Raw genomic sequence first — 14,062 nt, forward strand, 5'->3', positions numbered from 1 at the left:
GAAAGCGGTAAAGAAGGCGGACAAGAAAAGGACTGCCAAGAAGGCGGCAAGAAAGTTGCCTGCGACCGCGTCGAAAAAGAAGAAAAAGAAGGCGAGATAAGTGTCCGGCAAGGAGCGCTTCGTAACCCCTCACCTTCGCGCTGGCGTCATGGTCGCGGTCGCGACGCTGGTGATCGACCAGGCCTCGAAGCTGTGGCTGCTCTACGTATTTGACCTCGCCAATCGCGGCGCGGTCAGGGTCACGCCGTTCTTCGACCTGGTGCTGGCCTGGAACATCGGGATCAGCTTTGGCTGGTTCCAGAGCGATAATCAGTTCGCCCAGCTCGCGCTGATGGCAATCAAGGCAATTGCGGTGATCGTGCTGGGGATCTGGATGGCACGCTCCAGCACGCGTCTGGCGACGGTGGCGCTCGGCCTGATCATCGGCGGCGCCGCCGGCAACGGCATCGACCGATTCGTGCACGGCGCGGTGGTCGATTTCGCCCTGTTCCACATCGAGATCGGGGGAAAAACCTTCAATTGGTATGTGTTTAACCTTGCGGATGTGGCCATTGTTGCCGGGGTGGCGGCCCTATTGTATGACTCGTTTCTGGGGGTACCCGCCGCAAAAGCGCCCTGATCCCGGCCGATACGACCCGTGCGGTCTGGAGCCGTTAGGCCCCTTAAGCCCGGCCCCCCCGCGTGTTGCAGAAATTGTGAATGGGAACAGCGCGATGCGCGAGACCGAAGCCCGCTTCTGGATGATGCAGACCAGCTCGCTGACCCGGGCGCTGCGGTTCGCCGCCATCGCCCTCGGCATAGGTCTCGTGATGGCTGCTGGCCCCGTGCGCGCGGCTGACGACGAGGACGAAGACGACAAGACCTTCGAGGAAAAGATCATCGAAGGCATCATGCGCGGCCTTGGCGGCACCAACATGGAAAATCGCGGCATCGATTACCGCGAGCGCTCCCCGCTGGTCGTTCCACCCAAGCTCGATTTGCCGCCGCCGGCCGCGGCCGCAGCCGACGCGACGGCGCCGAACTGGCCAAAGGATCCCGACGAGCAGCGCCGCAGGGCGGCGATTGCGGCACGCAAGAAAGAGAACAAGGACCCGCGTGAGGCGGCCCGCATCCTGACGCCGGCCGAACTTGCGGTGGGCAAGACCGCGGCGTCCTCGCGCAAGGACAACGATCCGGTGCAGCCCGGGACCACGAACTACAACCCGATCCTGAGCCCGTCGCAGCTCGGCTATAACGGCGGCTTCAGCGGCCTGTTCGGCGGAAACAAGACCGAGACGGCTCCCTTCAAGGGTGAGCCGACGCGGGAATCGCTGACCCAGCCTCCGCCCGGCTACCAGACGCCGTCATCAAATTTTGCTTACGGCACGGGACCAAAGGAATCGCTCAATAAGGAATACAATCCGGCCCAGGGCAAGTATGGCGAATAGTTAAGTTCATCTCTCGCCTTCGTGACGATTGCCGGAGCCGGGCGCGGTGTACGATGCCGCCGTTTGATCCCGGTTTTATCGGGTTACTTCTAACATTTGCGCGAATTCGTTTCGCAGGGCCGGTAACCAGCTTTGCGGAACAAGCGCCAGATAGGCCATGATGTCCTCACACCGTCTTGCCGTTTCTCTCGCTATAGCCCTCATCTCAACGTTTGCTTTCTCCGCCGGCAGCGCACTCGCCCAGACCACGGTCACGTCGGAACGTCCGGCCAGCTTCACCCTCGACAACGGCCTGCAAGTCGTGGTGATCCCGGATCATCGCACGCCCGTCGTCACGCAGATGATGTGGTACAAGGTCGGCTCCGCCGACGAGACGCCGGGCAAATCCGGACTGGCGCACTTCCTCGAACATCTGATGTTCAAGGGGACCGCGAAACATCCCGCCGGTGAATTTTCGCAGACCGTGCTGCGGATCGGCGGCAATGAGAACGCCTTCACCTCACTCGATTACACCGGCTATTTCCAGCGCGTGCCGCGCGAGCAGTTGGCGAAAATGATGGATTTCGAGGCCGACCGCATGACCGGCCTCATCCTCAAGGATGAGAACGTGCTTCCCGAGCGCGATGTCGTGCTCGAGGAATTCAACATGCGGGTCGCCAACAATCCGGACGCCCGGCTCACCGAGCAGATCATGGCGGCGCTATATCTCAACCATCCCTATGGCCGCCCCGTGATCGGCTGGCGCCAGGAAATCGAGAAGCTCGACCGCGAGGATGCGCTGGCGTTCTACAAGCGCTTCTATGCACCGAACAACGCGATCCTGGTGATCGCGGGCGACGTCGATGCCAAGGAGGTCCAAGCGATGGTCGAGAAGGCCTATGGCGGCATCCCGGCGCAGCCGGCCATTGCCGCGCAACGAATCCGCCCGCAAGAGCCGGTGCCGGCGGCACCGCGCACGGTGACGCTATCCGACCCGCGCGTCGAACAGACCAGCCTGCGGCGCTATTATCTCGTCCCCTCTTCCACGACCGCGGCGGCCGGCGAAGGCCCGGCGCTCGACGTGCTCGCGCAACTGATGGGCGGCGGCTCCAACTCCTATCTCTATCGCGCACTGGTAATCGACCGTCAGCTCGCGATCAACGCCGGTGCCGGTTACCAGGGCACCGCGCTGGATCCCTCGCAGTTCTCGATCTCGGTTTCGCCAAAGCCCGGCGTGGAATTTTCGCAAATCGAGCAGGTGATCGACGGCGTGATCGCGGAGGTCATCCAGAACCCGGCCCGCGCCGAGGATCTCGAGCGGGTCAAGACCCAGTTGATTGCGGAAGCGATCTACGCCCAGGACAACCAGGCCACCCTGGCGCGCTGGTATGGCGGCGCGCTGACCACGGGGCTTTCCATCGATGATATCAGGAGCTGGCCGGACCGGATTCGCGCCGTCACCGCCGAGCAGGTCCGTGACGCCGCGCAGAAATGGCTCGACAAGAAACGGTCGGTGACGGGCTATCTGATCAAGGATACCGCGCAAAAACGCGAGGAGAAGCGCTCGTGATCCGTTTTTCGATTCCCACGCAGCGCCTCGCATCCGCCCTGATCGCCAGCGCCGTCCTGCTGTTGCTGGCGGCGAGCCCGTCGCACGCCGCAGCCAAGATCCAGCGGCTGGTCTCGCCTGGCGGCATCGAGGCCTGGTTCGTGCAGGACGCCACCGTGCCGCTGATAGCGATGGAATACGCCTTCGCCGGCGGCGCCGCCCAGGATCCGGCCGGCAAGTCCGGCGTCGGCAACATGGTCGCCAGCCTGCTCGATGAAGGCTCCGGCGATCTCGATTCCAAAACCTTCCACGAGCGGCTTGAGCGCCGCGCCATCGAGCTGAGCTTCTCGTCGACCAGGGATTATTTCCGCGGCTCGCTGCGCATGCTCAAGGACAACAAGGACGAAGCTTTCGGCCTGCTCCATCTGGCGCTGACCTCGCCGCGTTTCGATGCCGCCGACGTCGAGCGCATTCGCGCGCAGGTGCTCTCCGGGCTGCGCCGCGACACCACCAACCCGACGTCGCTGGCGACCCGTAAATTCCTGGAAGTCGCCTTTGGCGATCATCCCTACGGCCGACAGGCCAACGGTACCCTCGACAGCGTGCCGAAGATCGATGTCGCCGACATGAAGGACTACGTCCGCCGCGTGATTGCGAAGGATAACTTGCGGATCGCCGTGGTCGGCGACGTCGATGCCGACACGCTCGGCAAGCTCCTTGACAAGACGTTCGGCGGACTGCCGGCCAAGGCCAGCCTCACGCCGATCGCCGAGGTCGAAGCCACCAAGCCGCCGCAGCGCGCCTTCGTGCCGCTCGACGTGCCGCAGACCGTGGTGACGTTCGGCGGCCCCGGCATTCGCCGCCACGATCCGAATTTCATGGCCGCCTATGTCGTGAACCACATCCTCGGCGGCGGCGGGCTGTCATCGCGCCTCTACAAGGAGGTGCGCGAAAAGCGCGGCCTTGCCTATTCCGTTTATGAATCCCTGCTCTGGATGGATCGCTCGGCGCTATTCATCGGCAATACCGGCACCCGCGCCGACCGCGCCGGCGAGACGGTGGACGCAATCGAGAAGGAAATCCGCCGCATCGCCGAGGAAGGCCCGACCCAGAAGGAACTGGACGAGGCCAAGTCGTACCTCAAGGGCTCGCAGATGCTGGCGCTCGACACCTCTTCGAAGCTGGCGCAGGCGCTGCTGCAATACCAACTCGACAAGCTGCCGATCGATTACATCGAGAAGCGCAATGCCCTCGTCGACGCCGTCACGCTGGACGACGCCAAAAAGGCGGCGCAGAAGCTGTGGGGCCAGGGTCTGCTCACCGTGATCGTCGGCCGCGCCCCGCAAGCCGCTGCGCAGCCCGCCGCGGCGCCGGCGAGAGCGAATTAGCCCTCCCCTTTCTCCGCCGTCATGGCCGGGCTTGTCCCGGCCATCCACGTTTTCTATACGCTGATAAGTCGTGGATGCCCGGGACAAGCCCGGGCATGACGATCTTTGGTGCCGCCATGCTGCGGGTTTCCCGCGATCTCGCGATCGACGAAAATGACATCGAGATCAGCTTTGTCCGCGCCTCCGGCCCGGGCGGGCAGAACGTCAACAAGCTCGCGACCGCAGCGCAGCTCCGTTTCGACACACGCAAGATCGCGCTGCCGGAGGATGCGGCCGCTCGGCTGGTGCGGCTCGCCGGCCAGCGCATGACCAAGGAGGGCGTGATCGTGATCCACGCCCAGCGCTTCCGCACCCAGGAGCGCAACCGGGCCGACGCCATCGATCGCCTGCTCGAACTGTTGCGCGAGGCCCTGATCCGCCCGACGCCGCGCCGGCCGACCAAGCCGACCTTCGGATCGAAGCAGCGGCGGCTGGAAGGCAAGAAGCGGCGCAGTGACGTCAAAGCGAAACGCACTGCGCGCTTTGACGATTGAACCGCCGATCACGACGTCTCAATCGCGAACTAGATATTCCCGGATCATGATCCGCGCGCGATGGATGCGCGCCTTGACGCTTTCGCGCGTCAACCCAAGAACACCAGCGATCTCGTGGATCGACAATTCCTCGATATCGCGCAGCAGGATCACCTCGCGATAGTGGTCGGGCAGCGACTGGATGGCGCGGGAAAGATCGATGCGAATGTCTTCTGGCGCAAGATGCGCCAGGCGCGCCTCCGCATCGTCGGCCGGCGCTTCCGTGCTTGCTGCGCGGCGCAGCAAGCGAAGGCAGGCGCGGCGGGCCACCGCAAACAGCCACGCCGAAAATGACGTCACCGCGCGCAACGTGCCGACCCGCCGGTACAACAACAGCAGCGTTTCCTGAACCGCGTCGTCGATATCGGCCGCGCGGCAATTGCGTGCGGCATAGCGGCGGATATCCGGCTGAGCGGCCGCGATCAGCGACACCAGCGCCTCGGTGTCGCCGCCGCGAGCGGCCTCGATCAGCGAGGGATTGCAGCGCCTCGCTCGGACCAACAGGCTCATGATGAGGGAAGCCTGCGGCCGACCATGGCGCACATCGGACAAAAGCCGAAAAATCCGGTCGCGATTGCGACCGCGCCGGTGGCCGCGATCAGGTAGCCGGCCGTCGTGCCGGGCATGCTGAGCAGCCCGGGCATGCCGAAAAACCCATAGGCGATCATCACGACGCCCCCGATCGTCCGCATCGCCCGCTCCCAGCCCGGCAAATTCTTGCGATAGAACATAACAGCTCCCTTTGATTGCGCGAAAGAACGTCGGCGCGTTCTCGTCAGATAGAGCCGCCGGGCCGAGCTTTCGGTTCGCGGGTCGCCGGTCGAGGCACAAAAAAACTCCGGCCGCAGCACGGCCGGAGTTCTGTTGGAGAGCAACCCGTCGGAGGAGGCGGGTTTCCTCCAGGCATTTAGCGGCTGCTTGCTGGAGGGGTCGCCGCTCCGCCCGTGGCCTTGGGCGGCGCTGCGCTACCGCCCGCCCCGACGGTGCCTTTCGCACCCGGCTTGGCGCCTGCCCTCTGGCCCGCGGCGCCCGCCGGCGCGTCTTCGTCCATGCTGCCCGGCGCGCCGCCCTGCATCTGGGTCGTGCCCCTTGCTCCGCCGCGAATCTGGGTGTCGGATGAGGCGCCTTGCGCCAGTACCGGACCGGCAAGCAGAGCCGAGATTGCAACCGCGATGGCCGAGGTTTTCACTAGCTTCATCCATTTCTCCAAGGTTTTGTCGAACGACAAACAGTTCGGCTTCTTCAAAGCACCGTTCACAACCCGAACATGTCCATCGCCGGATCAGTCGTTATCCGCGAACGGTGCGCTCGCCATGCAAGCTGCGCGATGTGGTGATCGTACAGGGATTTCGAGGTCATTTTGCGAATCCTTGGCCACATGCAGACCGCATATTCGGCGCCTCCGCAGCATCGGGAAAGTTCCGTAAAAAAATTTTGAACACATGCATTTGACTCGGTAGCCGCGTAAAATCGCCATCCAGCCTCGAATCGATCCGAGAACGCATGCCCGTCCGCCAGCTCCCCGAACAGGTCGTCAACCGCATCGCCGCCGGCGAAGTGGTCGAGCGTCCCGCGAGCGTGGTGAAGGAACTGGTCGAAAACGCCATCGACGCCGGCGCGAGCCGCGTCGACGTTTTCACCGATGGCGGCGGCAGGCGGCGGATCGGCATCACCGATGACGGCAGCGGGATGACCCATGGCGATCTCGCGCTCGCCGTCGACCGTCACGCCACCTCCAAGCTCGACGACGAGGATCTGTTACGCATTCGCACGCTGGGCTTTCGCGGCGAGGCCCTGCCCTCGATCGGCGCCGTGGCGAAGCTCGGTATCACCACGCGCCACGCCAGCGAGCCTCATGCCTGGTCGCTGTCGGTCGAAGGCGGCCTGAAATCGCAGATCATGCCGGCCGCGCTGTCGCAAGGCACCCGCGTCGAGGTCAGCGATCTCTTTTATGCAACGCCCGCCCGGCTGAAATTCCTCAAGACCGATCGCACCGAGGCCGAGGCGATCCGCGAGGTGGTGCGGCGCCTCGCGATGGCGCGGCCGGATATCGCTTTCACTTTGTCCGGCGAGGAACGCGCGCCGGTGACCTGGGCCGCGGCGCTGCCGGGTGCTGCGGGCCGGCTGACGCGGCTCGGCGACATCTTGGGTCACGATTTCCGTTCTTGCGCCATTGAAGTGCGCTCCGAGCGCGAAGGCGTCGTGGTCGAGGGCTTTGCTGCCGCGCCCTCGCTGACCCGCGCCAATGCGCTCGGGCAATATCTGTTCGTCAACGGCCGCCCGGTCCGCGACAAGCTCATCCTCGGCGCGGTGCGCGCAGCCTATTCCGACTATCTGCCGCGCGACCGGCATCCGGTCGTCGCGCTGTTCGTGACGCTGGCGCCGCAGGAGGTCGACGCCAACGTGCATCCGGCCAAGACCGAGGTGCGGTTTCGCAACGCCGGGCTCGTTCGCGCGCTGATCGTGCATGCGCTCAAGGACGGCCTCGCCCGCGAGGGCCGGCGCACCGCTGCCAATACCGACGGTGCCGCGCTGTCGGCGTTTCGTCCGTCCTTTGCGCCGCGCCCGACCAACTGGGACTGGCGGAGTTCGCCGGCCTATCCGGTCAGGCCTTCGTTCGAAGGCGCGGCGGCAACGGCGCTCGCCGAAGCCGGGCAAGCCGCATTCGATGTCGGCGCGCCAACCGCCGACGTGCGCTTCGAGGCGCAGCTTTCCGCCGACCTGCTCGACCGGCCGCTCGGCGCGGCGCGGACGCAAATCCACGAGACCTATATCGTCTCGCAAACCCGCGACGGCCTCATCGTCGTGGACCAGCATGCCGCCCATGAGCGCATTGTCTACGAGAAGCTGAAGGCGTCGCTGGCGAAGAACGGCGTGCAGCGGCAGATTCTTCTGATCCCCGAAATCGTCGAACTCGATGAGGCAACCGTCGAGAAGCTGCTGGCGCGCACTGACGAACTCGCCTCCTTCGGACTTGCGATCGAATCCTTCGGCCCCGGCGCGGTCGCGGTGCGCGAGACGCCGTCGCTGCTCGGCAAGACCAACGCCGCGGCGCTGTTGCGCGATCTCGCCGAGCACATGGCCGAATGGGACGAGGCGCTGCCGCTGGAGCGCCGCCTGATGCATGTCGCGGCCACCATGGCCTGCCACGGCTCGGTCCGCGCCGGCAGACGCCTCAAGCCGGAAGAGATGAACGCGCTTCTGCGCGAGATGGAAGACACGCCGAATTCCGGCCAGTGCAACCACGGCCGCCCGACCTATGTGGAGTTGAAGTTGAGCGATATCGAGAAGCTGTTCGGGCGGAGGTAGTCGCAGCGCTTCCGCACATTCAATTGTCGTCACCCGCGAAGGCGGGTGACCCAGTATCCCAGAGACGTTAGTGATTGAATCGAGAAGCCGCGGCGTACTGGATGCCCCGCCTTCGCGGGGCATGACAGATCAGGGTTTGGTAACGGCCCGCAAAAACACGAACTCCGTATCGTCATACGCACGCCGCTCCAGTTCCTCGAATCCCTCAGGCGCTGCGAATGCTGCCGCTTTTGCCTCCTCCACCACAACCAGCGCCCCCGCCGTCAGCCAACCGCCATCGCGCAGCGAGGCCAGTGCCTTCTCCGCAAGCCCCTTGCCATAAGGCGGATCGAGAAACACCAGCGAGAACGGCTCGACCGGATGCGCCGGGCCGAGATTGGTGGCGTCGCGGCGATAGACTTTTGTCACGCCGCCCAGCCCCAGCGCCTCGACATTGTTGCGCAACAGCGCGCGCGCTTCTGCGCCGTTGTCGACAAACAGCGTGAAGCCAGCGCCGCGCGACACCGCCTCGATGCCGAGCGCGCCGGTGCCGGCGAACAGGTCGAGCACCCGCGCGCCTTCGATCGGGTTGTCGTAAGCGTGGATCAGGATGTTGAACACGGACTCGCGCAAGCGATCCGCGGTCGGGCGGATCTCCCGCGATGAAGGCGAGGCGATACTACGGCCCTTCAATCGTCCGCCGACGACACGCATAGCCCAATTACTCGTCCCGCGGCTTCAGGTCGCGCTTGCCGTGATAGCCGCGTCGCGGGCGGCGCGGCGGGCCGTAGCCGCCGGCCTCGTCCTCGTTGCGCGCGCGGGCTTCCTCGCTGCCGGTGCGCTGCACCAGCACGCGGCGGCCCTTGCGGTCGGCGATCAGCGCGCTCTTGCCCGCAGGCTTGAACGGCTTCTTGCCGCGCGGCACGTCGTCCCCCTCATCGGATTTCTCGCCCGGCATCGGCCGGTTGAAATCAGCGCCGGCGAGTGCAGCGATCTTCTCGCCGAGCTGCTCGCGCAGCACGCGGGTCTTGACCTCCTCGACCTGGCCCTCGGCCAGTTCGCCGAGCTGGAACGGTCCGTAGGAGACGCGGATCAGGCGATTCACCTCGAGGCCGAGATGCGCCATGACGTTGCGGACCTCGCGGTTCTTGCCTTCGCGGATCGCGAACACCAGCCAGACGTTGGCGCCCTGGTCGCGCTCCAGCGTTGCATCGATCGAGCCGTATTTAACGCCGTCGACCTCGACGCCCTTTTTCAGTTCATCGAGCTGCGCCTGCGTGACCTCGCCGTGGGCGCGCACGCGATAACGCCTGAGCCAGCCGGTGTCGGGCAGTTCGAGCGCACGCGCGAGCCCACCGTCATTGGTCAGCAGCAGCAGCCCCTCGGTGTTGAAATCGAGCCGGCCGACCGAGATCAGCCGCGGCAGACCTTCCGGCAGGTTGTCGAACACGGTCGGCCGCCCTTCGGGATCTGCATGCGTGGTCATCAGCCCGCGCGGCTTGTGATACATGAACAGTCGCGTGCGCTCGCGCGGCGGCAACACCTTGCCATCGACGGCGATCACGTCATTGGCGGTGACGTCGAGCGCCGGCGAATTGATGACGCGGCCGTTGACGGTGACGCGGCCCTGCGTGATCCATTCCTCGGCATCGCGGCGGGAGGCCAGGCCTGCGCGGGCGACCACCTTGGCGATACGCTCTCCGGCCTTCTTCGGCTTCGGCTCCGCGCGCGGGGCGCGCTTGTCGAAATCGGTCGGGCGCTCGCGATACGCGCCACGGCCCCCAAAGGCAGGACGCTTTGCGAAGATCCTGCTGTCATCTTCATTGTCGCGACGCGGACGGTCGTCGCGCGATTCGCTGCGTGGATGCTCCTGCCAATCGGTGCGGCCTTCCAGCCGTTGGCGGGGACGGTCGAACTTGGGACGATCTTCCCGGGGGCGATCCTCGCGCGAACGTGAAAACCGCGGACGCTCATCGCCGCCGCGATCCTCGCGCTTCTGCCACGGTTTGGAATCACCGCGATCCCGGCCACGATCGGGTCGGTCACCAAAGGCCTTGCGCGGGCCCCGATCGCCGCGGTCGCTCGTGCGATCCGCAGCGCCCCGGGAGAATTTTCGATCGCCGCTAAATTTTCTCTCGGGCCTATCACCACGGGGGCGATCGCCATCGCGGGACGGCCGGGCGCTAAAGGGCCGATCGCCACGCGGACGGTCGCCGTCTTTGCGAAAGCCTTCGCCGCGCGGCGTATAGGGCCGCTTCTCGCCACCACCTTCTCGCGGGGTATAGGGCTTCTTGTCGCCAAATTTCCTATCGGAAAAACGTCCCGCCGGGCGAGCATCGTCGCGATCCCGGCGCGGGGCGCGGTCGTCGCGATTGAAATTCGGCCGATCGCCGCGCGGCTTGAACGAGCGCTTCTCGCCGCCGCGGTCGTCGCGCGGGCGAAAATCCTTACGCGGTCCACGGTCCGGGCGATCACCGGTGTCGCTGTTGCGATCCCGCGTAAACGGCCGATAGCTGCGCGGGCCCGGCGCATCGCCAAAATCCCGGCGCGGCGGACGATCGCCGCCATCGCGCTTGCCGGCGTAAGGTTTTCCGCCGGAATAAGGCTTCTTGCCAAACCACTTCGCGCCGTCGGGTTTCCCGGCATAGGGACGCCGCTCCCCGTCACCGTCGCCCTTGCCGGCAAACCCGCGCTTGGCGAATTTCTTGTCCGGCCCCCTCGCCGCCCCGGAGCGGCCCTTACCGCCGCCGGCGCGGCCCTGGCCGGCGCCGGGACGGTCACGCCGGCCGCGGGAATCGTTGTTTTTGTCGCTATCGCGGGGCATGAATGGTCTCTCGAATATGGATGAATTGCCAATCAGGGTGCGGATGGGCTGTCATAGCGACAACGCGCGCGCACTTCGCTCAAGGCGCATTCTCACGCAAAACCGGCATCCACGTTTGCTGAAGGCGGCCCTCATAGCAGGTTTATTCCAATGATACGAGGCATGACTGCCCCTTCTTTCATGGATTTGGCGCTAAAAACGGCCGAAAACGCCGGAAAGGCCGGCGAAGTTCCGATCGGCTGCGTGATCGTGCGGGATTACGAGGTAATCGCCACCGCTGGCAACCGGACGCTGACCGACCGCGATCCGACCGCGCACGCCGAAATATTGGCAATCCGGCAGGCGGCCGAGGTTATCGGCACCGAGCGGCTGGTCGATTGCGACCTCTACGTCACGCTGGAGCCCTGCACCATGTGCGCCGGCGCGATCTCGTTTGCGCGGATCCGGCGGCTCTATTACGGCGCCGCCGATCCCAAGGGCGGCGCGGTGGATTCCGGCGTGCGCTTCTTCGCGCAGCCTACCTGCCATCACGTGCCGGAGGTTTACTCGGCTGTGGGGGAGACGGAGGCGGCAACGCTGCTCAAGGAGTTCTTTAAGGTGAGACGGTAGGCGGTACAACCTCATCCAACGCTGTCATCATCCGCGAAGGCGGATGATCCAGTATTCCAGAGACGGTAGTGATCGACCGAGAGGCCGCAGCGTACTGGATACCCGCTTTCGCGGGTATGACAATTTCGATGTGCGGCGAAAATTTTCGACTCACGCCGCCGTAAAAAACTCCCGCAACAATTTCGCCGTCACGTCCGGATTCTCCTCCGCCAAAAAATGCCCGGAATCCACCGGCGCCCCCTCCACGTTCGTCGCCCATTTCTTCCACGCATCGAGCGGCGTCGTTGCAGCAGGCGCGACGCCGGCATCGCCCCACAGCGCCAGCATTGGAATCGTGATCTTCTTTCCGGCGTCGAAATCGGCCTTGTCGATTTCATAGTCGGCATAGGCACCGGCGCGGTAGTCCTCGCACATCGCATGCACGCGGGCGGGATCGCGGAATGGCGCGAGATAATGTTCCAGCGCACGCGGATCGATCGCGTCAAGCGTCTTCGATTTGGTCTGGCTCGCCATCTTGTACTTAAGGAAAAATTCTCCGTTGTTGGCGATCAACGTTTCCGGCAGCGGATAGGGCTGCGCCAGAAACGCCCAGTGGTAAATCTTCAGCGCCGAAAGCCGGTTCAGCTTCTCCCAATAGTCATAGGTCGGCGCGATATCGAGCACCGCGAGCTTCGACAGCCGGCCGGGATGATCGAGCGCCAGCCGGTACGACACGCGGCCGCCGCGGTCGTGTCCGGCGAGCGCGAAATGCACATGGCCGAGTTGCTCCATCGCCTCCACCATCGTCTGCGCCATCGCGCGCTTGGTGTAGGGCGTATGGTTCTCATCGCTGCGGGGCATGTCAGACCAGCCATAGCCCGGCAAGTCAGCGATGATCAGCGTGAACTGGTCCGCCAGTTGCGGCGCGACCTGGTGCCACATCACATGCGTCGACGAAAAACCATGCAGCAGCAACAGCGGTGGGCCGTTGCCGCCGACACGGGCGAAGATGCGGCCCGACGAGGTGTTGATCCATTCGGACGCGTATCCGGGAAACAGATCGGCAAGATCGGGCATGGGCGCTCCTTCGTGGGCTGCAGCACTTGCTTCAAACTTTGTTTGCCGTTGCCGCTGGCAGACCGCAGGTTTATGCCATCTCCCAAGTCCGACCAAGAGCAACAAGACGCGAGGAAACCAGCGATGTCGATCGATTTCGAAATCCCGTCTGAGGCCAAGGCCATCCGCGAGAAGGTTCGCAAATGGGTGCAGGAGGAATGCATCCCTGCGGAGAAGGAACTCGACACCAAGCCGCTCGCTGAAGTACTCGGCCCGCTACGGGCCAAGGCCCGGGCGCGCGGCCTGTGGTGCCCGTGGGTGCCGAAGGAATATGGCGGCATGGGCCTCGGCCCGCTCGCCAACGCGCTGGTGCAGATGGAGCTCGGCGAGAGCATGCTGGGCGCGCTGTCGATGAACACGCAGGGTCCCGACGACGCCTCGATGATGACGATCCTGGCCCACGGCACGGAATATCAGAAGGAGAAGTTCCTTAAACCCCTGCTCAACGGCGACAAGCGCATCTGCTTCTCGATGACCGAGAAGGCTGCCGGCGCCGACGCCACCGGCATGCAGACCACGGCCGTGAAGGACGGCAACGAGAACTACGTCCTGAACGGCGAGAAGTGGTTTTCCTCCTCGGCCAGCGTCGCCGACATGGCGCTGGTGATGGCCAAGACCGACCCGAACGCGCCACGGCACAAGCAGTATTCGACCTTCATCGTGGAGCTGCCGAACCCCGGCTACAAGATCAAGCGCAACGTCGCCAACATGGCGATCGAGGGGCCGCATGACGATGTCCTGCACGGCGGGCACTCCGAAATCGAGATCAGGGATCTGAAGGTGCCGGCCGACAATCTGCTCGGCGGCGAAGGCAATGGCTTTGCCATGGGCCAGCATCGCCTCGCCTACGGCCGGCTACGGCACGGCATGCACAACGTCGCCAAGGCGCAACGCGCGCTCGACATGGCAGTCGCCCATGTCACCAAGCGCTCGACCTTCGGCAAATTGCTCGCCGACCGGCAGGCGGTGCAGTTCATGCTCGCCGATTGCGCCAGCGAACTCTACATCGGCCGCCTGATGCTGCTGCACATCGCCTACAAGGCGGAAAAAGGCCTCGACATCCGGCAGGAGAACTCGATCGCAAAGATCTTCCATGCGCACATGGTGCACAAGGTGATCGACACCGCGATCCAGCTCCATGGCGCACTCGGCTTCAGCCAGTATACGCCGCTGGCGAAATGGTACACCCAGGTGCGCTCGCAGCGGCTGGTCGACGGTCCGGATGAAGTACACAAGTGGAAGATCGGCAAGAACGTCATCAAGGCGTTCCGCGAGCACGGCACGACTGCGAGTGCAGCAGGCGGGGATTTGTTGTAGCCATCGTCATTGCG

At 64.7% G+C, this 14,062-nt stretch carries 14 protein-coding genes; 8 read left to right on the plus strand and 6 right to left on the minus strand.

Annotated features, from left to right (window positions below):
• The first annotated feature begins 148 nt into the window (after positions 1 to 148).
• The 5 genes from lspA to arfB all read left to right on the plus strand — a co-directional run bounded on the left by lspA (position 149) and on the right by arfB (position 4,876).
• Positions 149 to 619, plus strand: a complete 471-nt coding sequence (gene lspA, locus CQ13_RS07055) for a signal peptidase II (protein ID WP_057842265.1) — start codon at positions 149 to 151, stop codon at positions 617 to 619.
• 94 nt (positions 620 to 713) lie between these two features.
• Positions 714 to 1,427: a hypothetical protein gene (locus CQ13_RS07060; RefSeq protein ID WP_057842266.1), complete on the plus strand. Its 714-nt coding sequence runs from the start codon at positions 714 to 716 to the stop codon at positions 1,425 to 1,427.
• 157 nt (positions 1,428 to 1,584) lie between these two features.
• On the plus strand, positions 1,585 to 2,976 hold the full coding sequence (locus CQ13_RS07065) for a M16 family metallopeptidase (protein WP_430649660.1): 1,392 nt from the start codon (positions 1,585 to 1,587) through the stop codon (positions 2,974 to 2,976).
• Complete coding sequence (locus tag CQ13_RS07070) at positions 2,973 to 4,343, plus strand: M16 family metallopeptidase (protein WP_430649661.1); 1,371 nt, start codon at positions 2,973 to 2,975, stop codon at positions 4,341 to 4,343. The genes CQ13_RS07065 and CQ13_RS07070 overlap by 4 nt, the downstream gene beginning before the upstream one ends.
• A 116-nt stretch (positions 4,344 to 4,459) precedes the next feature.
• A complete protein-coding gene (gene arfB, locus CQ13_RS07075; RefSeq protein ID WP_057842322.1) occupies positions 4,460 to 4,876 on the plus strand; it encodes an alternative ribosome rescue aminoacyl-tRNA hydrolase ArfB in 417 nt (138 codons plus the stop codon).
• Positions 4,877 to 4,894: 18 nt separating this feature from the next.
• Here arfB and CQ13_RS07080 read toward each other — a convergent pair whose 3' ends face one another.
• The 3 genes from CQ13_RS07080 to CQ13_RS07090 all read right to left on the minus strand — a co-directional run bounded on the left by CQ13_RS07080 (position 4,895) and on the right by CQ13_RS07090 (position 6,113).
• Positions 4,895 to 5,425, minus strand: coding sequence for an RNA polymerase sigma factor (locus tag CQ13_RS07080; RefSeq protein WP_057842267.1), 531 nt, complete (start codon positions 5,423 to 5,425; stop codon positions 4,895 to 4,897).
• On the minus strand, positions 5,422 to 5,646 hold the full coding sequence (locus CQ13_RS07085; RefSeq protein ID WP_057842268.1) for a YgaP family membrane protein: 225 nt from the start codon (positions 5,644 to 5,646) through the stop codon (positions 5,422 to 5,424). Before CQ13_RS07085 ends, CQ13_RS07080 begins: the two co-directional genes overlap by 4 nt.
• A 176-nt stretch (positions 5,647 to 5,822) precedes the next feature.
• Positions 5,823 to 6,113 (minus strand): hypothetical protein, encoded by a 291-nt coding sequence (locus CQ13_RS07090; protein ID WP_057842323.1) that lies wholly within the window; start codon positions 6,111 to 6,113, stop codon positions 5,823 to 5,825.
• 305 nt (positions 6,114 to 6,418) lie between these two features.
• Between CQ13_RS07090 and mutL the strand changes: the two genes are divergently transcribed.
• Positions 6,419 to 8,224 carry a DNA mismatch repair endonuclease MutL gene (gene mutL, locus CQ13_RS07095; protein WP_057842269.1) on the plus strand — a complete coding sequence of 602 codons (1,806 nt, stop codon included), beginning with the start codon at positions 6,419 to 6,421 and terminating at the stop codon, positions 8,222 to 8,224.
• 129 nt (positions 8,225 to 8,353) lie between these two features.
• Here the strand turns inward: mutL and rsmD are convergent, their stop codons facing one another.
• The gene (gene rsmD, locus CQ13_RS07100) at positions 8,354 to 8,917 is read right to left on the minus strand and encodes a 16S rRNA (guanine(966)-N(2))-methyltransferase RsmD (protein WP_057842270.1); all 564 of its coding nucleotides are present in this window, start codon (positions 8,915 to 8,917) and stop codon (positions 8,354 to 8,356) included.
• 7 nt (positions 8,918 to 8,924) lie between these two features.
• On the minus strand, positions 8,925 to 11,027 hold the full coding sequence (locus CQ13_RS07105) for a pseudouridine synthase (RefSeq protein WP_057842271.1): 2,103 nt from the start codon (positions 11,025 to 11,027) through the stop codon (positions 8,925 to 8,927).
• Between the two features lie 150 nt (positions 11,028 to 11,177).
• On the opposite strand from CQ13_RS07105, the gene CQ13_RS07110 reads away from it, so the two are divergent.
• Entirely contained in the window at positions 11,178 to 11,636 is a 459-nt protein-coding gene (locus tag CQ13_RS07110) for a nucleoside deaminase (protein ID WP_057842272.1), read from the plus strand.
• 150 nt (positions 11,637 to 11,786) lie between these two features.
• Here CQ13_RS07110 and CQ13_RS07115 read toward each other — a convergent pair whose 3' ends face one another.
• Positions 11,787 to 12,692, minus strand: coding sequence for an alpha/beta fold hydrolase (locus CQ13_RS07115; RefSeq protein WP_057842273.1), 906 nt, complete (start codon positions 12,690 to 12,692; stop codon positions 11,787 to 11,789).
• A 123-nt stretch (positions 12,693 to 12,815) separates the two neighbouring features.
• Here CQ13_RS07115 and CQ13_RS07120 point away from each other — a divergent pair, with 123 nt between their 5' ends.
• The gene (locus tag CQ13_RS07120; protein ID WP_057842274.1) at positions 12,816 to 14,048 is read left to right on the plus strand and encodes an acyl-CoA dehydrogenase family protein; all 1,233 of its coding nucleotides are present in this window, start codon (positions 12,816 to 12,818) and stop codon (positions 14,046 to 14,048) included.
• The last annotated feature ends 14 nt before the right edge of the window (positions 14,049 to 14,062 follow it).

Source organism: Bradyrhizobium retamae, assembly GCF_001440415.1.
GTDB classification, from domain to species: Bacteria; Pseudomonadota; Alphaproteobacteria; order Rhizobiales; family Xanthobacteraceae; genus Bradyrhizobium; species Bradyrhizobium retamae.